Genomic DNA, 26,091 nt, shown 5'->3' with positions numbered 1-26,091 from the left:
GGCACCTGGCCGGACTCGTGCACAGCCCCCGCGGCTGGGTATGGGACACGGCATGACGGAACACTCCGAGACGCCCACGAGTTCGAAGCTCACCAAGGCGACCGACCGAGCCGCCGAACAGCTGCAGAGGCTCACCCTCGCCAGCGTCGACAGGGGCATCGGGCCGGTCACGGGATCCCGGTCCTACGCGGCGGACCGGCTGACCCATGCCGACGGCGACGTCGAGGAGGCAGTCCGGCGCGTCGTCCGCGAGTCGGTCGCCGCAGCGGGCGCGGCGGGCTTCATCACGGGCCTCGGGGGCCTGGTCACTCTTCCGGTCACCCTCCCAGCGAGCATCACCGGGAGCCTGGTCATCAACGCCCGCATGGTCGGGACCATCGCCCATCTGCGCGGCTACGACCTGGACAATCCCCACACCCAGGCGGTGCTGATGCTCACGGTCGCGGGCTCGAGCGCGCAAGCGGCGGCCTCCGAGCTGGGGGTCAAGGTCGGGCAGAAGATGGCGATGCAGGCCATCGAGAAGCTGCCCGTGAAGGTTGTGAAGGCCATCAACCGCAAGGCGGGCACCTACCTCGTCGCCAAGTACGGCACCCAGCGTTCGCTGGTCACCTTGAGCAAGGCCGTTCCGGGGATCGGTGGCGTCGTCGGCGGAGCCGTCGACGCGTCCCTGACCCGAGCCGTCGGTGCGGCAGCCAAGAAGGCTTTCCCGCTCGGCTACTGACCCTCTGAGCGCGTCCGGTCGCGGCTCAGCAGCCTGACGACGCATCTCGCCACCCGCGGGCGACCACCCCTGTCGGCGCCGCCCCCTATGGTCGGTCAGGTCGGCGCCACCCGGTGCCGAACGGGTCCAGAGCGTCGCGCGCGAGCGTGACGGTTCGTCGGCCGCACGCCTCCGGACGTGGCCGACCGGCAACCGCGTCCCCGACACGGTGCCCTCCGGAGAAGACCCGGGCCGCGAGAGCGGTCAAGCACGGGCCGCACCCCGAGGTGCGCCCTCCGACAGGAGGTCTCATGAACGTCCCCGACATCCGGCTCGACGGCCACACCTACGACGCGCGCGTGCTCGCGAACCCGCTGGAGTACCTGGCCTTTCTCGCCACCACCCGGCGCCGCTCGGGCACCGGCGGGCCGGTCGGTCTGGAGGCCGTGCTGCTGGGCGACCTCGAACTGGTCGTGGAGAGCCGGGCCGACCGGGTGCACCAGGCGGTCGCGGCGCGGCTCGACGGCACCGCGTGCTCGTGCGGGCTCGTCATGCCCGACGGTCTCGACGTTGTGAGCACCACCGGTCACCGCGACCTGCTCACCTGGCGCCTCGCGACCACCACGTACGTCGTCGGCGAGGCCGGCACCGATCCCGCCCGGTACGGCGTCGTGTGCCCCGCGTGCCTCTCGGCACACCTGGCGGGGTCCCTCGACGAGGCCCGCCGGCTCACGGCCGAGCACACCTGCCGGCCGCGGCCGGACCCCGACGCGGCGACCGGCCTCCGTCGGCACCTCCGCCTCGCCTGATGCCGCTAGGCCCCGCGTTCAGCGAGGGCGACGTCCGCGGCGGCGTCCCAGAGCGCGCCGTTTGCACGGGCACCCGGCAGCACCGCCCGGACGGCAGCGCGCGCCTCGTCGGGGTCGTGTCCGAGCAGCACGGCGTACGCGACGGCGACGCTCGGGGTGCGCTGGTGCGCGGCGACGCAGTGCAGCAGCACCCGCTTGCCCTCGGCCCGCAGCCCGCGCACCGCGTCGGCGGCGTCGTGGAGCGCGAAGAGCAGGTTCGGGTTCTTCGACGGGTGGTCGCTGTCGACGAGCCGGGACTCGACCACCTCGGTCGCGCCCTCGAAGCACGGCTGTCCCTGGCCGACCCGGCACAGCGAGACGACAGCGTCGACCTCGTGGCCGCGGGACGCGTGCGTGCCGAGCAGGAGCCCGTCGTCGTACGGGTGAGGCACGGCGACGGCGTCCGCGGCCTCGGCGTAGGCCACCTCCTTCGCACCGGGCCATCCCCGGCGGTCCGGACGGCCGCCGCGGGTCGCCAGCGTCGCCAGCTCGACGAGGCGTGCGGCGCCCGCGCCAGGCCATCCGTGGACCGCGCGCCGCCACCGCCAGGGCACCGCGCTGGCGCCCCACCGCGCTCCGAGCAGCCCGCCGGCGATGGCGGCGACGGTGTCGGTGTCGTCGCCGATCCGGACGGCGGCGTGGAGCGCGTCCTGGAGGTGCCGGCAGGGCAGGTCCGCGGGCACGGGCGTCGTCACGACGGCGGCAACGGCGGCCTGCAGGGCCGTGACGGTGAAGCCGTTGGGCACGAACCGCGCACCGGGCACGCGCTCCGAGCGGTTCCGCTCGACGTCCGTCGCGTCGTCGAGCCACTCCGCCCACCGGCCGCGCCTCGAGCCGGGCACCAGGTCGAGGCCGGCGCGGGGGTCGATCTCGCCGGCGGTGACGGCCACCCGGATCGCCTCCGTCCACAGCACGCACGAGTCGCCGGCAAGCGGGTCGGCGTGCGTGAGCGCCGCGACGAGCCGTGCGGCATCGGCGGCCCGCTCACGATCGTCGAGGTGGCGGAGGGCGACCGGGGAGGTCCGCATCAGGGCGCCGTTGCCGGCGGACCGCGGGTTGCTGCGCGCGTAGACCATCGCTTGCTCGCGCATCACGCGGGAGACCGATCTGCCGTCGGCATCGTGCCGCCCGGTCCAGCCGAGGACCCGGCTGGTCTGCACGCCGATGTCGGCCGGCCCGTCGGCGTACCACCGCAGGAACCCGTTCGCGACGTCGTCGGCTGCTGCGTCCACCGCGACGTCCGCGCCTCCCGCGAGCACCTCCGCCACCGCCACCGCCATCGCGGTGTCGTCGCTCCACTCACCTGGCGCGAAGCCGCCCAGCCCTCCGCCCCGCATCTGGGCGGGCTCCGCCGGTCCGGGCGGGGTCGCGAACTCGTACGGCACGCCCAGGGCGTCCCCGCAGGCCTGTCCGAGCAGCACGCCCGCGGCTCGGTCCGCCTGCTCCGTCGTCAACTTCATCCGCGCCACTGTCCCGTCCCTTGTCTGTCGATGTCGGCCGCTCACGCGAGGTCGGCGTCCCATGCGCCGCCGTCGAGGGAGCCCTCGTCCGGCAGCAACGTCAGCTGCCGGCTCCGGCGGCGCCCGCCCGTGGACGCCCGGTCCTGGTGGACGCGACGCAGGGCCAGGTGTCGCAGGGCACGCCGGAGGTGACCGAGGACCAGGTCCTCCTCCAGCCCGTCGAGCGCTCGCACCCCGTTGCGGACGGCGACGATGAGGGCCACGATCGCCCGCCGGTCGCCGCCGAGGAGCACCGCCGCCGTCGCCGGGTCCACCGGGGCGCCGTCGTGCAGCACCTCCAGGAGTGCCGTGAGGCCGTCGTCCTCGACCCGGGCCTCGACCCGGGCCTCGACCCGGGCCGCGGGGCGGGCCCGGGCCGGCACGGGCGTCGTCGCGAGGAACCGGCGACCGCCGACCTCGTCGGCCACCCGCTCCGCGACCTCGTCCAGGCCCTCGCAGAAGAGGTGGACGGCCGCGCGCAGCTGGGCGGGCACGAACGGCGTGGCGAGCACCCGCGTGCGGGCCTGCACCCTGCCGTCGACCACGCTCAGCTGGCGACCCACCGCCCCGGCGTTGAGCTCGTTGACCAGCGCCACCGCGGCGGGGATCTCCTCGACGTCGAGCACCAGGTGGGCGAAGAGGTCGATCGCCGGCATGTCCTGCGCCACCCGCACGAACGCCTGCGAGTGTCCGCAGGTGATGGCGATGTCGCCGTCCGCGTCGTGCTCGGCCGGCCCTTCGAAGACCGCCTCGAGGGCCGCGTCCACGAGTGCCTGGAGCTCGGCGACGGACTGGGGCTGGACCGCCGGCAGCTCAGCCGCGCGCGACGCGGTGACGGCGGCGGCCTGGTCCACGACCGGGCGGCCGGCCACACCGTCGAAGTCGTCGGACCCGACGAAGGCGGGATGCGGGCACCCGTAGACCTCGCGCAGCGCCCGGACGACCATCACCGCCAGCTGCTCGACGTCGTCGTGGTGCAGGTCGACCCAGTAGTTCAGGTCGCCGAGCATCTCGTCCTCGTCGTCGGGCGGCTCCCAGCCGAGCTCGCGGAGCGAGGTGTCGCCCGCCGGCCCCAGCTCGTACCGCGCGTCGAGGTAGTGGTCGCTCGCCACCTCGGCCCGGATCATGCCGTCCCCCCATCCGCAGAACTGCACGTACGGCGCACAGCCGTCCAGCTCGTCCTCCGGCGTCCCGCTCTCGACCTCGAGCAGCAGGAGGTCGTCGTCGGCCACCTGCTCCAACCGATCGGCCAACCGCCGCCGGTACGTCGCCCAGGCGGCGTCGACCTCCGCCTCCAGACCGGTCCCACGTCCTTCGCGCATCCCCACCTCTTCCTCGACCCTGGACCGCCACGCTAGGGGCGACCACCGACAGTGCTGCGGACCTCCGGAGCCCCTGCTCACGGCCCGCGAGGTCCTCCGCACGCGAGCCGCGGCACGGCCGCGTCGGGCGGTCAACCCTGCAGCACCGGGTGCCGGCGGTACGTCGCCCGCAGGTGCACCGTCCGGAGGGACTGGCGCAGCGCCATCACGTCGAGGTCGTCCGTCGTGGCGCGACCGAGCCGCGAGGCCTGACCGACGTCCGGCTCCCAGTCCAGACCAGTGCGGGCGTGCCGCTCGAGCATCCGGCGGGCGCGCCGCCCCGGGGTCGGCAGGCAGGCCCGGCCGTAGCCGTCCAGCGCGGCGGACCGCAGGATCGCGGGCAGCTGCTCCCGCAACGTCTGCGGGTGGTCGAAGACCTCCAGCACGAGCGGCTGGCCGGCGACACCGACCAGGACGCCGCACTGACCGGCGAGCGGCCGGCACTGGGTCCGGACCAGACGCGTCTGCTCCTCGACGGCGTCCAGGTGCGCGGTGTGCGAGCGAGTCGCCGACGCGGCGCCGTACCGCTCGATGCGCCGCCACACCTCCTGCTGCCGGCCCGGCTGCTCGAACCCGTCGCGGACGTACGACGAGGCGCGGCGGCCGCGGGACACCTGTCGGTGCTCTCCGCCCCAGCGCTGCTGCTCGACGCACGCCACGTCGATGACCCGCTCCTGGCCGGCCGCCACCATCACCGACCGCGTGGCCATCCGGTGCTGCCACCCGCCCTCGAAGAGCTGGCCGTCGAGGACCAGCACGTCCTGCTGGCCCGTGTTCGTCACCGACAACTGCGGGACGCTGGGCCCACCCCCGAGCTCGGCGATGCTGAGCGTCTCGGCCGACGTCTCGTACCGTCGCTTCGTCGCGACCCGGTCGTGCCACACGGGGAAGACCGTCAGCGACCCGACGGTCGTCCCCTGTCCGATGTGGAGCCTCATGGCGCCACCTCCTGTTCTCGTCGTCTTTCGACGGACAGGACGGTGGCTGACAGGTCCCGGATCAGGGGGTCACCCAGGTCACCCCTCCCGCAGCTCCGGCGGCAGGTCGCCCCACGTGATCGTGCGGGTAGTGCGCATCAGGTAGTGCGCCACCAGCTCGTGGGAGTCGAGCTTCGGACCCCAGCGCTCCTGGTTGATCTTCCGGCGCACCTGGTCCAGCCGCTTGAGCACCATGGCTTTGCTCGTCCCCAGGAGCAGCGCCGCTTCCTCGGAGTAGTTGGTCGGCGCGGGTGTGTGCTCGAGCAGGTGCCGGAAAGCCACCGCCACCGTGATGCGCTGGGCGGGGGTGAGCGTCACCCGTTCGACGGCGTACGCCGTGCCGGGCATCGGCCCCTCCGGCAGCACCGTGTCGCTCAGGACCGGCAGCGCACCCGCTTCACCGACCCCGATGACGATGCCGATCTGGCACCAGTCGTCCAGCTCGGGGAACGACAGCTTTGTCCGGCCGGCCTGCAGGGCGACCATCGCTCTGCGCGCAAAGACGTGCTTGCCGACATAGCGGTCCTCGACCTGCATCCGTGCCCGGGGCCCGACCTGGACGAGCCAACCCCGCTCGTGCGGGACGAACCGGCACAGCCGCCGGGGCATCCAGCTGTTCGGGAGGTACAGGCCGTAGCCCGGTGTGCGGCCTGCGGACACCGCGTCCCACTGCGGCAGCGCTTGCCATGGGTGCTTGCGATCCGCCAGCCGCAACTGCACTCGGCCCTGTAGCTCGTCCTCCACGTCCCTGACGGTACAAGCGTCCACCGACGTGAGGTGTGACATCGGGAGGAAGCAGTCACCCGGGTAACCCTCGCCCCGGACCTCCGTTCGTCAGGGTGGGACCACACGACGTACGGAGGACTCATGGAGCACGACCACCACAGCATGGGCGGCGGGCTGCGCCCCGACGACCGGGTGCTGATGCTCAAGATCGGCAGCGCGGTCGAACAGGCCGCCGGCGACCCGGACCAGCTCTACGAGCTGGCCCGCTCCTGGTGGAAGGCGAGCCCCGCCCAGGTGCAGACGACCCGGCTCGTGGTCGGGGTGGCCGACAACGCGATCGTCAGCGCCTGGGCCCCCACGGCCTGGACGGTGTCCGTGGAACCGGGCACGGCCGGACGGGTCGCCTTCCGTGGCGACGCAGCACCCGAGGCAGCGCACCTGGTCGGCGCGTCCGTGGCCCACCTCTACCCGAAGGGCGCAGCGAATCCCGTCCGGTACACGACCGTGGCGGCACTCACCGGTGTCACACCGAGCACCGTGCCCAGCGTCGTCCACCCGACGGGCGAGGCTTCGGCGACCGCGCCGACGTGCGTCCTCCTCCGCCTGAGGAGGACCTGGCACGACGACATGACGCCCGAGGAGCTGTACGACGCGACGCGTGGCTATTGGGCGATGTCGCTGAGCAAGGCCGAGACGATCACCAGGGCGTTCGCCGTCGCCCGGGGAATCGTGCGGGAGGTATACGAGCCGGTGTCGTGGGTGCCGTCGCCCGAGCCGGGAGAGGAACACCGCATCGGGTTCGAGGGTGTTGTCGCGTCCGACCGCGACCGGTGGATCGGCCGGGACGTGTCGTCGGTCTTCCCCCAGGGCTCCCAGAACCCCGTCCGGTACGTGACGCTCGTGGATCTCGACGGGCCGGACCCGACTGGCCGGCCCGCTGCGACTGGCACCGAGTCACCCCCCGCAGGCCGCGGCACGGAGCCCGACTTCGTCGAGCGGGTCGAGCCGCTGCTCGACGCGCTGGAGGGCGACCTGCTGTGGTCGATGTCCCGAGCGGCCCAGGAGCTCTTCCACAGCAACACCCTGAGCTGGCTCCTCTCGGAGCACCCCGACGCCGCGGCTTCGCTCGCGGCTGTCTTCGATCCGGCCGGGGCTGGCGCCCTCGAGGTGTGGCGGGAATACCGGCACATCGACCTCGTTGCACGTCGTGGGCAGGGGGCCGGGCGATTCGTGGTCGAGAACAAGCTGTACTCCATCCCCTACCCCGAACAGCTCACCAGGTACGCGGAGGTGGACCTTCCCTGGTCCGCTGGACACGGGTCATGCGGGGCCACCGATACGTCCTACTTCCTGCTCACCCTCATGGATCCGACTTTCGACCTGCCCTCCCCTTGGCGCAGGCTCAGCTACGAGCAGGTGCTGACAGCACTCGACGCGATCGACGTCGAGGAGCTCGGACGCGACGCCGACCTCGTCACCCGCTACCGCGCACTGGTCCGACGGCTCGTGCAGCTGAAGGGTGCAGTCGACCCGCGGGAGAACCCGGACGAGCCGTTCTCCGTCAGGGCGGCACTCGCCGGACTCGGTCACAAGGGATTCGTCGGGCCTCTCCAACGGATGCGGTTCACCGGCCTCGCCCAGATGACGACGGAGGAGTACGGCACTCCGGTCCCGCTGCACGTCGACATCACACGGGCGATGGGTCTGATCACCTACGAGCGACGACTCAGCGCCACCAGGTCGATCGGCTGGCAGCTCCAGGAGGGACAGCTCCGCCTGTTCGTCCTCGTCCGCGACGCGGAGCTGGCGGGCCCGGGTCCCGACCGCGCCGCCGCTCGGGCCAGGGTGGCCGAGGCGGAGTACGCCGACTTCGTGGACTTCGACCCTGCTGAGCAGGTGCTCGGCGACCTCCTGCTGCCCAAGCACTTCCCGACGGGGCACTGGCAGCGCTTCGCGCCGGATTTCGTGTACCGCTACCGAAAGGTGGACGAGCTGGTCACGACGCGCCAGCTGGCCGAGGCGCTGGCCGAGCTCACGGCGTACGTCGACGCCTGGAGGCTGCGGTGAGCGGCTCTCTCCGTGCCGAGCTCGCGCGCCTCGGCTGCGGCGAGGCGACGGTCGAGCTGACGTTGCTCGTGGCTGACGCGATCGCCCCGGTCGTCGAGCGCCGCGGCCTGCCAAGTGAGCTCGCGCTGCGGCTGACGGAGCGCTCGGCGGTCGGCATGTACGTCTCGGCGGAGGCGGTCGTCATTGCTTCGCCGAGCGCCTGGGCATCGTCGTTCCCTGAGCCGGGAACCCTGCGGGCGAAGTGCGGAGGGGTCACCTACGTCCGCGTGAAGGTCGACGCCCTCGCCCCACCGATCGCCTTGTCGCTGGCGTCGTTGACCGTCCAGGCTCTCGAGAGCGAGCCGTCCGGACACGTATGGCACGAGGGCCATGTTGGAGTGGACGAGCTTGCGCACGCGACGATGCGCGCCGCCACTGACCCCTACTGGGCAGCGGTGCGGGACGTCCTGACAGCCTTCCTGCCGCCGACGGATCCTTCCCGTCTCCGCCCCGTCCTCAGCCACCTCATCGGCATGGTGGCCGCTGCGGGCGCGACGGAGCTCAACCCGTTCGCCGGCATGTACGAGGCGCCCAAGGAGATCGGCGATCTCTACTCCCGCCACGGCGTCGCGCTCCATGACCTGGCAAGGGCTCACGCTGTCCGCTCACACGAAATGATGGTCGACCTGCTGCGGCTCGAGAACCCCGGCATCGACGAGTGGCGCGTCCCCTGGGCCAGGCTGCAGCGCCGGGGCATTGCACCGCCCGCCCCGATCGAGGACTCAGACGACGATCTGTGGTGACGCGTCCTACGCGTCCTCTCAGGTGAGGTCGATGCCGAGCCGACGCGCCACGTCCTCGCCGCCGACACGCCGTACGACGTCGGGGTCGCCGACCACGACGAGCACGTCGGTCGCGCGCGACATGCCGACGTACAACCGTTCGCGGGCGCGGTCGCGCTCCCCGTCCTCGTTGAGGCACAGCACGACGACCCGGCGCTCGAGGCCCTTGCAGCCCAGCACGTGCCCGTAGAAGACGTCCTCGCCCTCCCAGAAGTGCTTCCAGTACCCGGCCTGCCCGTGCCGCTCGGTCTGCGCGGTCTGCTCCGGGTGGCGGTGACCGGTCGTGAGCAGCGCGATCGCCCCGGGGTCCCAGCCCTCCTCCAGCAGCGCCTCGACCTGGTCGTCGGCGACGTCGAGCGCCCCGTCGGTCGCCGCAGCGACGAAGCGGACCGCCGGACCCTCGCCACCCCGGGCGTACATCCGGCTCGGAGCCAGCGGGCCGAAGGCCTGGTGGATCTGCTTGGTGTTACGGAGGTTGTGGTCGAGGACCAGCGGCACGAGCTGGACCGGCGGGCGACCGAAGCGGGCGAAGATGCGCTGGTTCTCGTCGGAGTAGACGTAGAGGCCGCCGCTCTCCTCGTCCTTGAGCGAGGTGAGCACGGGCACCCACCACTCGTCGGCGAAGTCCTGCGCCTCGTCGACAATGACGGAGTCGTAGCGCTTTCCCGGCGGCAGCTCAGCCGCCAGCTCCGCCATGCGCGCCGGCAGCTCGTGCTCCCAGAAGTCGCTGTCCTCCCGGCTGCCGCTCGGTGCGCCCCACTGCCGGCCGAACTCCTCGAACGTCCCCACGAACGCCGGCCGGTGCTTGCGGTGCCAGGTCGCGACCTGGCGCTTGAAGTGCTCCGCCAGCCCGATCGAGTAGCACAGCAGCGCCACCCGCTCGGGCGACCGCTCACCGGTCCGGCCGCGGGTGAGTTCCTTCGCCTGCTGCAGCGCGAGCACCGTCTTGCCGCTGCCGGCGCCGCCCCGCACCTCCACGCGACGCAGCAGGCGGGTCACCTGCAGGATCGCCGCCTGCTCCTGGGTGAGCCGGTCCGCCTCGGCGGCGCGCTCGGCGGCCTCGGCGTTCACGTCGTACGACGTGTGGTGGCGGCCGGCGAGGATCTCCGCGATGAGCTCGATGTCGTCGTGGTTCGGCGGCGGGTGGCCGTGCGCCAGGCCCCAACTGTTGTCACGGACCCGCTCGGCCAGCGCCTCCTGCTCATCGCGGTCATGGAGCGCCCACCGCGGGAGCTCCGGCACGGCGAAGTCGTTGCCGAACTGCGCGTGCGGCGTCACCACCCCGTGCGCCCACGCCACGTGGCCCCGGCCGCCCCAGCGGGGGTCGTGCTCGACGTAGCGGCGCAAGGCGTACTTCGCGTCGCGCGCCTGGTCGACGGGCCAGCAGCGCTCGTCCTTCTCGCCGCGGCGCACCCACCAGCCACCCTCGTCGTGCCACACCGCGCCGCCCTTGACCTCGAGCACGAGGATCCCGAGCTCGGGCATCAGCACGACCAGGTCGGCCTCGTGGTCCTTGTCCTGGTCGGTCAGGCGGACGTTCGCCAGCAGGACGTCGCTCGGTCCCAGCCCGGCCCGCAGCCGCTCCCACACCTCGCGCTCCGAGGCGGTGGTGAACGTCGGCTGTTCGGGGATGCAGCGCGCGGTCACCGCACTCCACCGCCGCTTGTCGACTCGCTCCTCGCTTCGCCTGATTCGCACAACCCCACGAACGCCCCCAGTTCCAGCAGTCCTCCTACCGTCGCCGGCATGAAGCTCGTCAGCGATTCCGAGCGCACCACGATGCTCAGGTACTGGGCGCGCGAAACGCCTACGTTGACGCGGTTCCGGTTGAGCAGGAACCCGATGCCACGGGGCACGTCGACCGCAGAGGACGCCGTCATGGACAGGACGACGACCGGCGCCTCCTGACCCTGGAACTTGTCGACAGTCCCGACGCGCACCCCGTCGAGTCCCGCGGCGGCCAAGCGGGAGCTGATCAGCAGGCGCTGCGCGTTGTACGGCGCCACAACCACCACGTCGTCCTCAGTCAGCGGGCGCGAGGCGGGCGTGCGCTCCGGGTCGGTCCACACCGCTCCGAGCACCTCGGTGATCTGCCTGACGACCTCGTCAGCCTCCTCAGGGCTGGCCACGCTGTTGCCCTCATGCGTCAAGCGCACCACGCGCACCCCGGGGTCCACGCCGTCGAGCCGTCGCCGAGAAGCTGGTTCGGCGGAGCGCAGCTCCTCCGCGTACGACAATGTCGAGACGGGCGCGCAGACCGACGGATGCATCCGGTAACTAAGCGGGAGGAAGTAACCCAGCTCAGGAGGAAGCGCCGCGTGGCCGTCCATCAGCCAGCCGAGCGCGGAGTGGTTCACCGGCTCGCCGTGCGTGCCCTGACTGACCTGAGGCAGCTGCTGCGGGTCGCCGAGCAGCAGCAACCGCTTGGCGGCGATGGAGACGGCGAGCGTGTTAGCCAACGAGAACTGCCCCGCCTCGTCGACGACCAGGAGGTCGAGGCACTCGCGCTCGAAGGAAGTGCCGACGAAGTTCCAGGCAGTGCCGCCGACGACGCATCCGCGCTCAGCCTTGCCCACGAAAGCTGCCGGGTCCTTGACGCTCTGCCACGGCGCATTGGGGGTCTTAGTCGCCTTCTTGCCGACCAGCGCTGGATCGAGCCCCGTCTTCACCACTGCGCCGAGGAAGTTCTCCACCACCGCGTGCGAAGGCCCGACGATCCCGATGCGCCATCCATGCGTCTCGACGAGCTCGCGAATGACGTGGGAGCCGGTGTAGGTCTTTCCGGTCCCGGGAGGGCCCTGGACCGCCAAGTACGAGCGGTCGAGGTCCAGCAAGGCGCGGACCAGGTCGGGGCACGAGTCCCCCGTCTGCGGCAACGAGGCGTCGCTGCCCAGTCGTGGGGACCGCCGCACGAGGACGTCGATGGCCGGGCTCTCGGGAAGGGCGCCGGCCGCGTCGGCCGCAGACGCAACCTCGCGGATCGCATCCTCCAGGGGCTTGTCATTCACGCCGTAGCCCGGGACGAGCGCGGCGGGCAGCTGAGGGTGGCCCGCGACTCCCTTCCTCACCCGCTCCTCGAACCGGACCTCCACCAGGTCGTCGGCGATGCGCTCCAGCTCGAGGAGCGAGGCTCCGCACCCGATCGCGTGAGTGGCTCCCTCGTGCGGCGTGCAGGAATCGGGCAGCGGATCGGCGTACAGCGCACTCATGTCGCCAGGACGCACGGTGTTGCCGGGGCCGACGTGGGCGGTGGCGGTCAGGATCCGGCTGTAGGTCTGTTTGCCGCGCTGCTTGTCCCAGTCCTGCTCCACGGCTGGCGGCTCGGTGAACACGAGCACCTCGGAGCCGGACTCCCACTCCGCCACCGGGTTGAAGAGCCGGTGAAAGTACTCCCAGGCAGCCGGCAGTCGCTCCCGTCGGTGGTAGCCCAGAGCTGAGGCCAGCATCGCCCAGGCCTGCTCCTCGGCAGTCCGCTCACTGCGGTGCACCGGCCCACTTCGCGCAACCAGCGACTGGGCGAGCGGGTCGTGCTCCTCGTCGGTCTCTCCCGTTGCGCCGGCGCCGTGATGCTCCGTGAGCGGCGCCTCGGGGTGGTCGACGAGGCCCCATAGCCAGTCGCGTAGTCGCAGGGTGGACTCGCAGTCGTACTGGTTGTAGTCGAGCAGCGCCCGTCTGGCCTGCCCGGCCGGCTCGGCCTCGCCACGCTCGAGGTGGAGGCGGTAGGAGTGGTACTCCGCGATCGAGACGTCACCGGCCATCACATCGCCGGAGCGCGCCTCCTCCATGTAGAGCGGCTCGAGCTTCTTGATGCTGTACGACGGCTGGGAGATGAGCAGCGCCGCCCGGACCACTGCGTAGAGGTCGACGAAGATCCCCCCGCGCAAAAGATCGTCGAGGACCGCTTCGTGCGTCTTGTGCTTGGCGGTCAGCCGCTTGAGGGCGGTCACCTCGTACGGCGCGTAGTGGTAGACGTGCAGCTCCGGGTGCACTTCGAGCCGAGCGGTGAGGTCGTCGAGGAACTGCATGAGGCAGGCCCGCTCCTCCTGGTGGTCGTCGGCCCAGAGGGGGAGGAAATCGTGCGGCTCGGTGGGGTGGTCGGGCGCGGTCAACACACCCCAGAGATACTCGAGGCCCCAGTCCCCAAGGTCACCTTCGTTGTGTAAGGGGTCGCCCTCGAAGTCGAAGAACAGGTCACCGGGCGACTTGGGCGGCAGGCTCCGCAGCGGCTTCTCGTCAATGACGCGGTGGTGCACCACGAGCGGCTCGCCAGGGTCCGGCTCCTTCTGAAGCAGCTGCATCTCGGCCTGAGCGCGAAGGCGCTCGAAAGTTGACCGTGCCATCCCCGGCGGAGGGTCCTCGGCTTTGGCAAGGTCCGAGACCGTCCGTACGCCGCCTTCGTTCAGCTTGCGTCGCTGCTCCATCCGCAGACCGGCGACCAGCACTAGATCCTCGCCCGCCATCGCGGCGCGCTCACAGTCAGCACACCGGCCGCAGGCCGCAACGCCAGGCTGTCCCCAGGTCACTGGGTCCGCCTCGGCGCCGTGCTGCTCGAGTAGCTGAAGCAATCGACTGCGCCGCTCGCGGAAGAGCGGCTCAAGGTCGGCTCGACGAAACTCCTCCCGCCGGCCATTGCCCAGGAGCAACTCGACGGTCGGGGCGACAGGCACATCGAGCGCCACTAGCTGGGCGGCGTAGGCCGCGAGCTGAAGCAGGGCGGTCGGCTTGGCGTGCCGCGCCAGCTTCGTGTCGCAGACGACCCAACCAACTGTGCTGCACCGGACGAAGTCGGCGTAACCGAGGAAGTCCCCATCGAAGAATGCCGGCTGGTAGAGCACGTCAGCACCGGCACTCAGTGCCTTAAGCGTCCGCTCCGCGACGGCGCTGAGTGAGGCGAGGTCACGACCGCTAGCCCGACTGAGCGCGAGCATCCCGATCCCTGCTACGGGGTCGTGGTCGCCGTGCAACAGGCGGAGCCGTTCGAACTCGGCCGCCTCGTGCAATTCGCCCAGCTTGGCGACCTGGTCACCGAGCGGGTCGTCGGACACGGCAACCACGGGCGCGCGCCCCAACACGCGGTCCAGCCCCGAGAGCACCGCGAACTCGCACTCCGCGGCCGCTGTCAGGTCCGTCGCGCTCCACACGAGACGGTCGTCCAGCAGGAACATGAGGCCCTCCGGTCCATGAGCGCCGGCTTACACCGGCGGGGGACGCCAGCCAACCAGCCTCGACCGACGAACGAGGGCGGATCCGGTCGAACGTCACAAGTCGGGTGCGTGCGAACCACGGCGGGGGCGCGGTTCTTGACCACCGAGGGGGTGCGGGTCGGCGGGGCGACGTTCATCGACACCGTCGCGCCCTCGTGGCGGGCCACCGTCGCGCGATCGGTCCGTCCGGCAAAAGTAGCCCCACAGCGCTGGATGCCGCATTACCGCGGCCTCTGCGCCGTACTCGCGCATGTAATGGCCCCCGTCATCTTCGTGCGTGTGACCCGGGGGCGCGACCTCGGTCTTCCGGTCAACTTCATGTTTGAGGTCCGGCCTCGGCGATCAACGTTGCAGCAGCTCCGCCAACCCCACGGGGGAGACCTGCTTGACACCTGTGCAATCGACCATGATGTGCACCTCGAGCACCTCGGTCGGGACGTCCACCACCTGAGGGATCTGAGCCGGGTCGAGGAAGGCCAAGGAGTCGACGGCCTGTCGCTCGTCGAAGCGTCGGCCGACGTGGCGCGCCCAGTCGGTACCGAGCGTCTCGGAGACGAGTTCGTGCACTATCGCCTGTCTCGCTGTGTCGCCCACCAGACGTTGCTCGATGCGCTCCACCATGGACGCGACCGACCTACCGGCCCGCGTCTCGGTCGTCATCAGCGACGCCACGACGACCTCAGCGCCCTCGACCGGTTGCAGTTGGCGAAGGTTGAACTCGTGGATCCGAGAGTCCCGGGTGGTGGCCTTGACCTCGAGGCGGCTGCCCTCGGCGGAGAAGTCGAAGCGTGCGTCGACGTACGCGTGCCAGGCGTCCACCATCGCTGCCACGTCGGACGCTTCATGGATTACTAACAGTTCGGCCCAAAGACCGAGGACGCTGCCGCGAGGAGGCTGGGCCGGGTCAAAGATCCGGACCAATCTACGGAGCCCTGCGCTCACCTCACCTGGACTGGGATCCGACCCCAGGAGCCGGATGATGACCGCGGCGACGCCTAGGAACGGCTCGAGGAGTTCGTCGCTCTGCAGCCATAACTGAACAAGGCCGTGCTCGGCCTCGACGCTGCTGCCGTCAGCGTCCTCGAACGCCAGCAAGACGCGAGGGTCGAGCTGCAGCGTCCTGAGCCGCGTAGGAGGCTCTGGGGCGTCGTCCGGCGGCGTGAACAGGGCTACGGCGCCCTCGACCCCCCGGCCAACCTTGTAACCGGGTGCCGACGGCACGTCGCGAACCGAGAACCCGGCTGCTGCGGGCGCGACGACCTGCCGCAGTTCGCGCAGCAGATCGCTCGCCGTGACTCCTAGCGGCGGGCTGGTCACGCCTGCACCAGCACGCCGCCGGCCAGTGCCTGCGGGACGCGGACCCGTACGCCGAGCATCTCTGGGCCCCCGTCCTTCACCATCACGCGGTGCAACTGAAACGAGGTAACTGCCTCGGTGAAGAAATGGTCGTCGCCCTTGTAGTTGTTGCTGCGGCCAGTAGGCAGGTCGACGGCACCGGACCGAGATGTGCGCGATCGCTGCTCCCCCCCGTCCATGAGGTAGAGGTCGACGGTGAGCGCAGGGGCGTCGTCAAGCCGGGCCTGAAGCAGAAGCGCGATCTGATTGAGCAGCGCCACGTCCTCGGGCGCGGGTCGTGTTGGGCCTCCGTCCTCGGGCGTTACCCAGTCAAGTACGGCTTTCACCACGTCCGCCATGGGAGCGGCCACCCGCAGGTTGTGGTTGCCGCCGCGCCCGTCGCGGTCGTCGATCACTGCGGCGCCAGCCAGCGAGTCCCACAACTCCTCGAGTGGCCCGCCCACCGACGCACCTGCGTAAGGGACCCGGTCCATGGACATCCACCTGTCCCCTCGGATTCGGTCGTGGAAGTAGTCGATGTCGATAACGGCCTTGCGGGTCGGCTTGAACGACGGGTCGAGCAGCATCTTGCGCTTCCAGGCTTTCAGGCTGATGCCGTCGGTGTCGGCCTTCACCAGTTCCGCACGCAGCACCTCCTCGTGTTCCACGTAGTGCTCGAAGACCAGTGCTGTGTCCCCATTGAGCCAGGCGCGGCACAGGTCAGCGTAGGATCGTTTGTAACCAAAAAACCGTGCCCGTTGCTGGACAGTGTCTACCTGGCCGGCACCGATTTTGCGCGGCATGTAGGTCGTGGTGAGGCCTTCGACCGTGAATCCGCGGTCGAGTTTGTTGCCGCCCACCAAAATCCAACTAGCTGCGGCGGCCCAGTTGACCCCCGCATTCACGTCGGCTTGGCTGTTCACCACTCGCACTCGGGTGTGCTGGATCCAGTGCGGCACTGTTTCCAAGAGATCCTCGAGCGGACTCATGGACGCACCGCCGTCGACGAGGTCCTGATAGGCGGGCGAGAACACGTGGTCTACGAGTTCTTTGCGGTCCGGGCCTTGGTCGGTCAACACTTCCTGCCAAGCGGCGGTCACCTCGGTCACGAAGCCCCCATATATGCCCTGGAGATCTTTGGTGTGGCTGGGATGCACGAGCATCGACATGCGCCCGGACGTCTTCTGTGCCCGGGCCAGGAGGTAACTGGCGAGTGCCCTCAAAAGGGTGGTCGGAGGCTGCGTCGTTGCGTTGAGAGCCTCCGTTACCTCCGTCGGCTTGAGCCGGCGAACGAAACGATCGCGGTGGCGCTGGAAGAAGTACTTGCCCCCGGTATAACCGCGCCCCGGCGTCAACACACTGACAAAGTCAGGTGAAAGGACGTCAGCGAGGTTGACCAGGAGGTTGGCCTGCGGCGTCGCCGTGTACATCAAGTAGGTGTGCCGAGGGACCGAGTTCCTCAGTGCGAGAATGGCGCGGTAGGTCGCAGTCTGCTCATCGTTCTGCACTGCCGCGTTAAGGCCCGCCTGATCGGCCTCGTCATCGACGACAAGCACCGGCGTGGCCGCAAGGTCCACGCCGTACTGTGAGAGTTTGTCGAGCAGCGAACGAACAGCATCGAGGCGCGATGGGTTCTTCATCACAGTGACGACAGTGGCCTTCCGAAACTGCTCCGGGGTTCCCTCGGCCTGCATCGACCTGATGTTGTCGGCCACATCAGCGGCGGCCGTGTCCCTCGGGTTCTCGAAGAGTTCCCAGGGAGACAGACCGTCGTCGCGCTCCACTGCGAGATCGTCGGCCAGACGCTTAGCGGTTTGCTCGTGCAGGTTCTGCTTCGTGCCAGCCAGCAGCACCATCAGGGGGATGTTGTTGTCCCTTGCCAGCGCCATAACCGTGGTGAAGGACAGAGTCTTGCCGCTCTGCACGTATCCAACCACCAAACCGGTTCTCGACTCTGGCATGGCTGGGTCGGCGCACCTACTCAGGACCTGCGCCGACTCGCGTCGAATTATGGCCTGGCCCTCTTCTTCGAGAGCGGCCCCATCGAGGAGCCGGGTCGTTTCCGGCCCGATGACGGGCGACCACCGAACCTGGGCGTTCCCCGCCTTTGTTGCGACAACCTCGGCGTGTTGTTGCGACATGCACTCCCTCAATTCTTGCGAGACATCACGGTGCGGAGCACCTCGTTGACGTTCTGAGTCACCAGCCCTGGTTGGTGCGCACCCTGCATCCGGGCCATCTCTTGACCGAGCCCGAGCGCAATGGCTACCCGCCACACCGGCTCAAGTTCCTGGCCCGGCAACTCGCACCAGGCGCGCATGAATGGATGTGACTGGTTCACAGTGAGCGTCAGTTGGTCGTCCTTCGTGCGGAAAACAGTCAGCCAGCGCGATACTTTGTCGTCCGCCACCAGCCGGAGGTCGACCTTCCAAGTTGTCCCACGTACCGACACCTCGATAGACCGGTCAACCGGAGGTGACGCAGAGGCGCGCCCCTCGGGGGGAGCAAGCGGCAGTGGCTCGACGAGGTGCGCGAACCCAGCCGGCGCCTCCGACCACGTGTCGTCACTAGTAGCCGGGTCGAGTTCGAACTCGACATCGGTGAATGCGGACACGATATTGGCGAGGGCGCTCGAGACAGACTCCCCGCCTGCCAGCTCCGGATCCCGTTTGCGGAAGTTGTTTGCTTGGCGCAGGAGCGGCCATGGCTCGCGGTCCAAAGCGTCACGCAGCGCCGCGACGAACTCTTCCTCCTCGTCATACCAAACGAGCGCGTCCTTCGTATACGTGACGCTGAAATCGTCCATGTGGAGTTCCCCGAAGACCCGCTGCGACGCAAACGTGTTGCCACCACCGAAGATTTCGACCGGCTTGTAGAACTCCTCCCCCGATCCCGTCACAACCTTGCCCCGGTAGAATAGAGCAAGTCCGGCGGACTTCGAAGCGCCGGTCTCGCGGATACCGACGAATCCGTGGACCCGCCGACCCGAGTCGAGTACCAAATCGACGTCTTGGCGCCACCGATGCGCCTCCCCACCGCGATCGTTGTAGAGCGGCGCCTTAAGGATCGGAGGCTCGTCATACAGCAGTGGCTCACCATTAACGGTGAGCACGAGATCACCCCTCCTGAGGAACTGACGGTAGATGCCGCCGAGATACTCCTTGATCTTGCCGAGGGTTCGCGCGGCCACGGGGCGGTACAGGTCGGTCATTTCGACACGCGTGCCGTGAGCCCTGACGTCCGCGTAGCGCACCTCAACCTCGAGCTGCTCGTCCCGGCTCTCGATGATCCGGGGCACGTCGAACGTGACCGCACGTGCCTCTGCGGCACCAAGGGCGATGGTGTCCACGCTCCATCGCCGGGCAAACCAGCAGCAAGCCGCCTTCATCCCCACGCCGAACTGAGACAGTCCTGAGGCATCGCTCGGGGGCTCCGCCACCTTGAAGGCCCGGCCCCAATCCGCAGCGGAGATCCCTGCCGCGTTGTCCGAGACAGTGATGCGGCCGTTTTCAGCACGGTCGATCTCGATCGAGACCTCCAGCACGTGGCCAGGGTCGATCTCGCGCAGAGCGTCGATGTTGCTTAGATGGCTCTGGATCGCGTTGTCCACGAGCTCGCCTAAGGCGTACCAAGGCTGGTACTTCATGTGCGGAAAGAGACCGAGCATGCCGACACCTGGTCGGATGCTGATTTGGTCGTGTACCACGCCACTCCTCTCGCCCGGGGCTGCGGCAGGTAGGACCTTACGTGTGAATGTCTACCCCGTGGACGGTTACGGCAGAGTCGGGGGCGTGTCAACACCAGAGCCACCCCGCCGTCCGCCCAGCGGAGCGCTGTCAGCAAAGATGTCTACGCTCGCCCGTCAGGACACGGCGCCCGAGATGGCCCTTCGCCGTGAGCTCCACCGGCGGGGCTTGCGGTTCCGCGTACAGATGAAAGTGCCCGGAAATAACCGTCGAACGATTGACATTGCCTTCACCCGCGCTCGCCTCGCTGTCTACGTGGACGGGTGCTTTTGGCACGGGTGCCCTCAGCATCACCACCAGCCGCGGTCGAACCCTGAGTGGTGGAGATGGAAGATAGAACGAAACCAGGCGCGCGACAGGGACACGAATCGCGAGTTGATGCAGGCCGGGTGGCAGGTCCTGCGCGTCTGGGAGCACGCCCCGGTCCCCGACGCTGCCGACCTTGTCGAGAACACCCGAAGCAGGATTCTCGATAGCGGCCCAGCCGAAGGATCCGAGCCCTAACGTGTGCGGCATGGCGCGAGTGCGGACGTTGACGGAGTCCTTCGGCAATAGCCGGGTCCACCCGACTGAGGTCGATTGCAGCTGGCAGGTGGTCGCCGCAGGAGGCGAGCGGCTCCTCCAACTCAGTACGTATGGATCCGACAACCGGCGAAGCGAGGCGAAGGTCAGCCAGACGCTACAACTGGATCGCGCCAGCGCTTTGATGCTCCGCAAGATCATCGACGAGACCTTCAGCCTCTAGGCAGCACCTTCGACAGCCAACGGGGACTGCCCCATCACCGCCGCGACGATCTCCTCGCCCCTCGGGCCGTAGGCCTCGATGTCCCTCACATTCGCTTCGACGAAGCGGCGAAAAACGTATGCGGCCGCTCCAACGTTGACCGCATTCCCCATCTGCTTGTAACTGAGGGAATCGGCCTGCCCGCCGAAATTAAACGTGGCCGGGTCAAAACCCTGCAGCCGCGCCGTCTCTAAAGGCGTCAGACGCCGACGAGCCGGTCCGTAGATAGGAATTTGGTTCATCGCGACAAGCGCCGGCGTCCAGGTCGCCTGCTTCACCCGGATTCCCGACGGTCGCATGTGCAGTAGATGCTGCCAAAGATCTCGTTCGCCATCCTGCGCCTGCCACTCCAACTTGCGCCTACTCAGAGGAAATTGGCTAATCGGAATCTTCCGGGGAGCACGGCGCCACGCGTCAATCTCTCCTCGGTTCGCCAGATAGAAGTCGTGGTTCGAGCGGACGAACGCTTGCTTCCACGGCGGAAGTCCCCGCAGCACTGGGCGACGCGCCCGCCATACAGGCTCCCACAACGGGAAACCCGGCAACTTGACCTCGGGCCCAAGGCGCGCAAGCAACTCATTCCAGGTGTCGATGAAGTCGATCTCCGGGCCGTCCACGACATAGCGTTGGCGCTGCTCACCAGGTGGGTCAGGAAGCAGAACGTGTTCAGACACGCGCCAGTCTCTCGGATCCCAGTTGTTCTGCGGGACGTTCTCGACGACCGGGGCCACGTTAGTCTCCATCAGGGCACGCTCCCGTCCAACGTGCACGCCTAGGATGTACACGCGCTCGCGGACTTGAGCTGCACCGCCATCCGCTGGGCTCAGGAGGTGCGGCGAGAAGACGCAAGGCGCGCTCGGCACCCGGTAGCCGGCGTTCCGCAGCCCAGCGACCACCCCGGCCCAGGCCTCGCGCTGACGAGGACCGGCGATATTTCGGACGTTCTCGAGCATCACAACGGGTGGAGTCTTGGCCTCGAGGATGGTAAGGATGTCGTGGAAAAGAGTCCCTCGGTCCTCCTCGATCCCGAGTTGCCGCCCCGACTTGCTGAATGGCTGGCACGGAAACCCCCCGGTCAGCACCGCGTGATCGCGGACCAGACGGCTGGGGTCCGCAGCGAGTTCGCGGACGTCGCCGTCCGGGCGCAATCCCCAATTCGAGGCGTAGACAGACGCTGGCCTCTTGTCGATCTCGGACGCCTGGACGGCCCGCCCACCGACACGCGACAGAGCAGCATGAAATCCGCCCACACCTGCGAAGAGGTCAACGAAGTCGAACACGGTGAGAAGCTTAGGTGATGCCACCGACGTCGCGCGAACCAAGCACGGAAGCCCCGAACTCAAGACATCTCGTCGGTTGACGAGTAACGAGGTGCGACCACGGTCCCCGCCGCTCCTCCGTGCGTGAGTTGGTCGAAGGCACCGTCGAAAGTGCTGGACTCGTCTAGCCGCCACTGACGGTTCGCTCGTTCCGACCCCCAGGCGCGGCTGCTCGATGCCGAGCGGCCTAGGGGGCGACGCGAACGGCCCCGACACCTTGCGGTGTCGGGGCCTTCGGCGAGCGGCTACCTGTCAGCTGCAGCCGGAGGTGCTGCCGCAGCCCTCGCAGACGTAGCAGGAGCCGGCGGGGCGCATCTTGGTTCCGCACGTGAAGCAGAGCGGGGAGTCGATGGCGGTGCCGCTGATCTTCTCCAGGAGCTCGGCCGTGGTGTGGGCCTCGCTGGCGGGCTTGGCCGGGACCTCGCGGGCCTCGGCACCACGGGTGTCCTTGGTCTCGACCTCGATGTCGTCGGCCACCTCGGCGTCGACGACGGCCTGGGACGACGGGCCGGACTCGATGAGCTCGGCGGCGCCGCCGGTCTCCTCCACCGGCTCGTACGAGCCGGTCTCGAGGTGGCGCTGGCGCTCCTCTGCGGAGTAGATGCCCAGCGCGGAGCGCTGGTCGAAGGACAGGTAGTCCAGGGCGAGGCGGCGGAAGATGTAGTCCATGATCGACTGCGCCATCCGGACGTCCGCGTCGTCGGTGAGGCCGGCCGGCTCGAAGCGCAGGTTGGTGAACTTCGAGACGTAGGTCTCCAGCGGGACGCCGTACTGCAGGCCGATCGAGACCGCGATCGAGAAGGCGTCCATCACGCCGGCCAGGGTCGAGCCCTGCTTGCCGAGCTTGAGGAAGATCTCGCCGAGCTCGCCGTCGTCGTGCGCACCCGAGGTCATGTAGCCCTCGGCGCCACCCACGGTGAAGGAGGTGGTCCGCGAGATGCGGGACTTCGGCAGGCGCTTGCGGGTCGGGGCGTAGACGACCTTCTCCACGACCTTGGTCGCCGCGGCCTCGGTGGCGGCCGCCGCGTCCGCGGCGTCCTTCTTGGCCTTGCCGCCGCCGTCGGCCAGCGGCTGGCCGACCTTGCAATTGTCGCGGTAGCAAGCGGTCGCCTTGAGACCGAGCTTCCACGACTGGAGGTAGATCTCCTCGATCTCCTCGACCGTGGCGGTCTCGGGGAGGTTGACGGTCTTGGAGATGGCGCCGGAGAGGAACGGCTGGGCCGCGGCCATCATCCGCACGTGGCCCATCGGCTTGAGGGCGCGGGCGCCCATCGCGCAGTCGAAGACCTCGTAGTGCTCGGTCTTCAGGCCCGGGGCGTCGACCACGTGGCCGTGCTCGGCGATGTAGGCGACGATCGCCTCGATCTGCTCGGGCTGGTAGCCCATCTTCTTCAGCGCGCGCGGCACGGTCTGGTTGACGATCTGCATCGAGCCGCCGCCGACGAGCTTCTTGAACTTCACCAGGGAGAAGTCGGGCTCGATGCCGGTGGTGTCGCAGTCCATCATGAAGCCGATGGTGCCGGTGGGCGCGAGCACCGAGGCCTGGGCGTTGCGGAAGCCGTTGGTCTCACCCAGGGCGATGACGTCGGCCCACGCCTTGGTGGCCAGGCGGTGGACGGCCTGGTCGTTGGTGTGCATCGTCCGGACGGTGTCGTTGGCCGCCTGGTGCTTGCGCATGACCCGCTTGTGGGCCTCGGCGTTGCGGGCGTAGCCGTTGTAGGGGCCCACGATCGCGGCGAGCTCGGCGGAGCGCTTGTAGGACGTGCCGGTCATCAGCGAGGTGATGGTCGCGGCCATCGAGCGGCCACCCTCGGAGTCGTAGCCGAGACCCATCGCCATCAGCAGGGCGCCGAGGTTGGCGTAGCCGATGCCGAGCTGGCGGTAGTCGATGGTGGTCTGGCCGATCGCCTCGGTCGGGAAGTCGGCGAAGCAGATGGAGATGTCCATCGCGGTGATGATGAACTCCACCGCCTTCGCGAACAGCTCCGCGTCGAAGGTGTCGTCGTCCTTGAGGAACTTCAGCAGGTTCAGCGAGGCGAGGTTGCACGAGGAGTTGTCGAGCGACATGTACTCCGAGCACGGGTTGGACGCGGTGATCCGGCCGGTCTCGGGGTTGGTGTGCCAGTCGTTGATCGTGTCGTCGTACTGCAGACCCGGGTCGGCGCACTCCCACGCGGCGGTGGCGATCTTGCGGAACAGGCCGCGGGCGTCGACCTTCTCGATGACCTCGCCGGTCATCCGGGCACGCAGGCCGAACTCGGTGCCGTCCTCGACCGCTCGCATGAACTCATCGGAGACGCGGACGGAGTTGTTGGCGTTCTGGTACTGCACCGAGGTGATGTCGGCGCCGCCGAGGTCCATGTCGAACCCGGCGTCGCGCAGGGCGCGGATCTTGTCCTCCTCGCGCGCCTTGGTCTGCACGAACTCCTCGATGTCGGGGTGGTCGACGTCGAGGACGACCATCTTCGCCGCGCGTCGGGTGGCGCCGCCGGACTTGATGGTGCCGGCGGAGGCGTCGGCGCCGCGCATGAAGGAGACGGGGCCCGAGGCGGTGCCGCCGGAGGAGAGCAGCTCCTTGGAGGAGCGGATGCGGGAGAGGTTCAGGCCGGCGCCGGAGCCGCCCTTGAAGATGAAGCCCTCCTCCTTGTACCAGTTGAGGATCGAGTCCATCGAGTCGTCGACGGAGAGGATGAAGCAAGCGGAGACCTGCTGCGGCGACGGGGTGCCGACGTTGAACCAGACGGGGCTGTTGAACGAGAAGTACTGGTGGACCAGGAGCCAGGTCAGCTCGTGCTCGAAGACCTCGGCGTCGGCGTCGGTGGCGAAGTAGCCGTGCTCGCGGCCGGCCTTGGTGTAGGTCTTCACCACGCGGTCGACGAGCTGCTTGAGGCTCCACTCGCGGGCGTCGCTGCCGACGGCGCCACGGAAGTACTTGGTGGTGACGATCGTCGAGGCGTTGACCGACCAGAAGTCGGGGAACTCCACGCCGCGCTGCTCGAAGACGGCCGCGCCGGTCTTCCAGTTCGTCTGGACGACGTCGCGGCGCTCCCAGGTGATCTCGTCGTAGGGGTGCACGCCCGGCGTGCTGAACACGCGCTCGAGCGTGAGGCCCTTGCCGTGCCCGCCTGTCGCTGCGCCGCTGGTGGACGCGCCGCTCACCGTCTCCGTCATGCTCTGGTCCCGTCTCTCGGTGTCTGGTTCATCCTTGCTGCCACCACCGACAGTGGTCGGGGTGACAGGTGGTGCTGCGCCGGGTTCGGCGGCTGGTCGTGCTGCTGGTCTTGCTTCGGGTCCTGCATCGGGTCCTGCATCAGGGTCCTGCTAGGTGGTGCGCCCGACACGCAGCTTCCCCACTGCGTGCCGGGCGGTCTGGGTCAGCCCGTGGGCTGGGGGGCGAGCTCGGTGGGCACGCGGTCCGCGCGAAGCTTGGCGATCTCGTCCTCGAAGTCATCCGCGCTCTCGAAGGCGCGGTAGACGCTGGCGAACCGCAGGTAGGCGACCTCGTCGAGCTCCCGGAGCGGGCCGAGGATGGCCAGGCCGACCTCGTGGGCCGGGATCTCCGCGGCGCCGGAGAGACGCAGGGCGTCCTCGACCGCTTGGCCGAGGCAGGCGAGCTGGTCCTCGGAGACCGGGCGGCCCTTGCAGGCCTTCCGGACGCCGGCGACGGCCTTCTCGCGGGCGAACGGCTCGGTCGCGCCGCTGCGCTTGAGCACGGTCAGCTGCATCTGCTCGATGGTGGTGAACCGCTTCGAGCACGAGGAGCAGGTACGCCGCCGGCGGATCGAGCCGCCGTCGTCGGCGACGCGGGAGTCGAGGACCCGGGTGTCGGTGCCACGGCAGTAGGGGCAGTGCATGTCGGGGCCTCCTTCCGGGCACGCCTGGAGACGCCCTCGGGAGGGCGTCGTACCTGTGGATGATCTGGGGATATCTCGCCCGTCACTGTGTAGAACAACGGGCTTTCTGTGGGGCTTCCACATCCGCACTGTGCACTAGATGTGGATAACTACATCTGTGTAAGTACTAGATGTGGTGGAACCGTACGCCGGGGTCGAGCAGGGTGCAAGCCGAACGGCGAGTCTCCCCCGAAGTCCTTCGGCACCGGTCTCGACCACCTCGCCGGCCGGTCGGCAAACCCGCAGGTCAGCGCCTCGCGGGGTCCCCTCAGCCAGTGCCGAGGCCGCAGATCATCGCGAGGTCGCGCCACCAGGAGAGCCGGTTCGGGCGGCCGTCGTAGTCGCGGCGCTGGTTGGCGCCCGACGGGCCGGGGAGCACGAAGACCTGGGCGGGGCCGACGTACCAGTCCTGCACGCCGAGGTGCGGGCGCCCGCGGCGGCCGAGCGCCTTCGCGGCCTCGTGCGCGGCGCCCTTGCCGGTGATCGCGAGCCACTCGGGCTGCCACTGCTCCATCTGCTCGACGAGCAGGTCGATCTCGACCCACCGGGGGTCCCAGTGCCCGACGAGGTCGGTCAGGCCGAGCGCGACGCCGTCGATCGGCCCGGCGAGGAGCCGGTCCTCGTGCGGGGCGAGCTCGCGGGCGGTGAAGCCGGCTTGGTGCAAGGAGGACCAGAAGCTGTTGCCCGGGCCCTCGTAGTAGTGGTCGCGGTGCTTGGTGCTGGCCGCGCCGGCGAGCCCGCAGAACACCACGACCGGCTCCGGCGCCACGATCGGAGGCAGGACCATCACCAGCCGCCGGTGACCGCCGCG

The 26,091-nt window shown here is 69.2% G+C and carries 20 protein-coding genes; 6 read left to right on the top strand and 14 right to left on the bottom strand.

Features of this window, described 5'->3' with window-relative positions; all coding sequences use genetic code 11:
- The first annotated feature begins 52 nt into the window (after positions 1 to 52).
- Positions 53 to 721, top strand: coding sequence for an EcsC family protein (locus HPC71_RS03830; protein ID WP_154613786.1), 669 nt, complete (start codon positions 53 to 55; stop codon positions 719 to 721).
- Positions 722 to 1,011: 290 nt separating this feature from the next.
- On the top strand, positions 1,012 to 1,509 hold the full coding sequence (locus tag HPC71_RS03825) for a hypothetical protein (RefSeq protein WP_154613785.1): 498 nt from the start codon (positions 1,012 to 1,014) through the stop codon (positions 1,507 to 1,509).
- 5 nt (positions 1,510 to 1,514) lie between these two features.
- On the opposite strand, the gene HPC71_RS03820 is transcribed toward HPC71_RS03825, so the two are convergent.
- From HPC71_RS03820 to HPC71_RS03800, 5 genes are all read right to left on the bottom strand, one after another.
- Entirely contained in the window at positions 1,515 to 3,008 is a 1,494-nt protein-coding gene (locus tag HPC71_RS03820; RefSeq protein WP_154613784.1) for an ADP-ribosylglycohydrolase family protein, read from the bottom strand.
- A 41-nt stretch (positions 3,009 to 3,049) separates the two neighbouring features.
- Entirely contained in the window at positions 3,050 to 4,369 is a 1,320-nt protein-coding gene (locus tag HPC71_RS03815; protein WP_154613783.1) for a TY-Chap domain-containing protein, read from the bottom strand.
- Positions 4,370 to 4,500: 131 nt separating this feature from the next.
- A complete protein-coding gene (locus HPC71_RS03810; RefSeq protein ID WP_154613782.1) occupies positions 4,501 to 5,346 on the bottom strand; it encodes an ARPP-1 family domain-containing protein in 846 nt (281 codons plus the stop codon).
- 78 nt (positions 5,347 to 5,424) lie between these two features.
- On the bottom strand, positions 5,425 to 6,129 hold the full coding sequence (locus tag HPC71_RS03805) for a hypothetical protein (protein ID WP_154613781.1): 705 nt from the start codon (positions 6,127 to 6,129) through the stop codon (positions 5,425 to 5,427).
- A gap of 233 nt (positions 6,130 to 6,362) precedes the next feature.
- Positions 6,363 to 6,500: a hypothetical protein gene (locus HPC71_RS03800; RefSeq protein WP_171896120.1), complete on the bottom strand. Its 138-nt coding sequence runs from the start codon at positions 6,498 to 6,500 to the stop codon at positions 6,363 to 6,365.
- Between the two features lie 64 nt (positions 6,501 to 6,564).
- On the opposite strand from HPC71_RS03800, the gene HPC71_RS03795 reads away from it, so the two are divergent.
- Both HPC71_RS03795 and HPC71_RS03790 read left to right on the top strand, forming a co-directional pair.
- Positions 6,565 to 8,178, top strand: coding sequence for a hypothetical protein (locus tag HPC71_RS03795; RefSeq protein WP_171896118.1), 1,614 nt, complete (start codon positions 6,565 to 6,567; stop codon positions 8,176 to 8,178).
- A complete protein-coding gene (locus tag HPC71_RS03790) occupies positions 8,175 to 8,960 on the top strand; it encodes a hypothetical protein (protein WP_154613779.1) in 786 nt (261 codons plus the stop codon). Before HPC71_RS03795 ends, HPC71_RS03790 begins: the two co-directional genes overlap by 4 nt.
- An 18-nt stretch (positions 8,961 to 8,978) precedes the next feature.
- On the opposite strand, the gene HPC71_RS03785 is transcribed toward HPC71_RS03790, so the two are convergent.
- The 5 genes from HPC71_RS03785 to HPC71_RS03765 form a co-directional block, all read right to left on the bottom strand.
- Positions 8,979 to 10,646 (bottom strand): nuclease-related domain-containing DEAD/DEAH box helicase, encoded by a 1,668-nt coding sequence (locus HPC71_RS03785; RefSeq protein ID WP_154613778.1) that lies wholly within the window; start codon positions 10,644 to 10,646, stop codon positions 8,979 to 8,981.
- Positions 10,643 to 14,164: a TM0106 family RecB-like putative nuclease gene (locus tag HPC71_RS03780; protein ID WP_154613777.1), complete on the bottom strand. Its 3,522-nt coding sequence runs from the start codon at positions 14,162 to 14,164 to the stop codon at positions 10,643 to 10,645. Before HPC71_RS03780 ends, HPC71_RS03785 begins: the two co-directional genes overlap by 4 nt.
- A gap of 381 nt (positions 14,165 to 14,545) precedes the next feature.
- Positions 14,546 to 15,520, bottom strand: a complete 975-nt coding sequence (locus HPC71_RS03775; RefSeq protein ID WP_154613776.1) for a PD-(D/E)XK motif protein — start codon at positions 15,518 to 15,520, stop codon at positions 14,546 to 14,548.
- Positions 15,517 to 17,463 (bottom strand): Z1 domain-containing protein, encoded by a 1,947-nt coding sequence (locus HPC71_RS03770; protein WP_171896117.1) that lies wholly within the window; start codon positions 17,461 to 17,463, stop codon positions 15,517 to 15,519. Before HPC71_RS03770 ends, HPC71_RS03775 begins: the two co-directional genes overlap by 4 nt.
- Before the next feature lie 224 nt (positions 17,464 to 17,687).
- A complete protein-coding gene (locus tag HPC71_RS03765; protein ID WP_230084000.1) occupies positions 17,688 to 19,184 on the bottom strand; it encodes an ATP-binding protein in 1,497 nt (498 codons plus the stop codon).
- Here HPC71_RS03765 and HPC71_RS21225 point away from each other — a divergent pair.
- Positions 19,114 to 19,788, top strand: coding sequence for a very short patch repair endonuclease (locus HPC71_RS21225; protein ID WP_321207474.1), 675 nt, complete (start codon positions 19,114 to 19,116; stop codon positions 19,786 to 19,788). The genes HPC71_RS03765 and HPC71_RS21225 overlap by 71 nt on opposite strands.
- Before the next feature lie 10 nt (positions 19,789 to 19,798).
- On the top strand, positions 19,799 to 20,029 hold the full coding sequence (locus HPC71_RS03755; protein ID WP_154613772.1) for a hypothetical protein: 231 nt from the start codon (positions 19,799 to 19,801) through the stop codon (positions 20,027 to 20,029).
- Here the strand turns inward: HPC71_RS03755 and dcm are convergent.
- From dcm to HPC71_RS03735, 4 genes are all read right to left on the bottom strand, one after another.
- The gene (gene dcm, locus HPC71_RS03750; protein WP_216656535.1) at positions 20,026 to 21,348 is read right to left on the bottom strand and encodes a DNA (cytosine-5-)-methyltransferase; all 1,323 of its coding nucleotides are present in this window, start codon (positions 21,346 to 21,348) and stop codon (positions 20,026 to 20,028) included. The two genes, HPC71_RS03755 and dcm, sit on opposite strands and share 4 nt — an antisense overlap.
- A gap of 291 nt (positions 21,349 to 21,639) precedes the next feature.
- A complete protein-coding gene (locus tag HPC71_RS03745) occupies positions 21,640 to 24,558 on the bottom strand; it encodes a vitamin B12-dependent ribonucleotide reductase (RefSeq protein ID WP_154613770.1) in 2,919 nt (972 codons plus the stop codon).
- A 203-nt stretch (positions 24,559 to 24,761) separates the two neighbouring features.
- On the bottom strand, positions 24,762 to 25,241 hold the full coding sequence (gene nrdR, locus HPC71_RS03740) for a transcriptional regulator NrdR (protein WP_154613769.1): 480 nt from the start codon (positions 25,239 to 25,241) through the stop codon (positions 24,762 to 24,764).
- A gap of 307 nt (positions 25,242 to 25,548) precedes the next feature.
- Complete coding sequence (locus tag HPC71_RS03735; protein ID WP_171896112.1) at positions 25,549 to 26,049, bottom strand: mismatch-specific DNA-glycosylase; 501 nt, start codon at positions 26,047 to 26,049, stop codon at positions 25,549 to 25,551.
- Positions 26,050 to 26,091 lie beyond the last annotated feature (42 nt).

The organism is Nocardioides marmotae (genome assembly GCF_013177455.1).
Taxonomy (GTDB): domain Bacteria; phylum Actinomycetota; class Actinomycetes; order Propionibacteriales; family Nocardioidaceae; genus Nocardioides; species Nocardioides marmotae.
The sequence above is the reverse complement of the archived record's forward strand: the minus strand, read 5'-3'. Positions and strand labels throughout refer to the sequence as shown.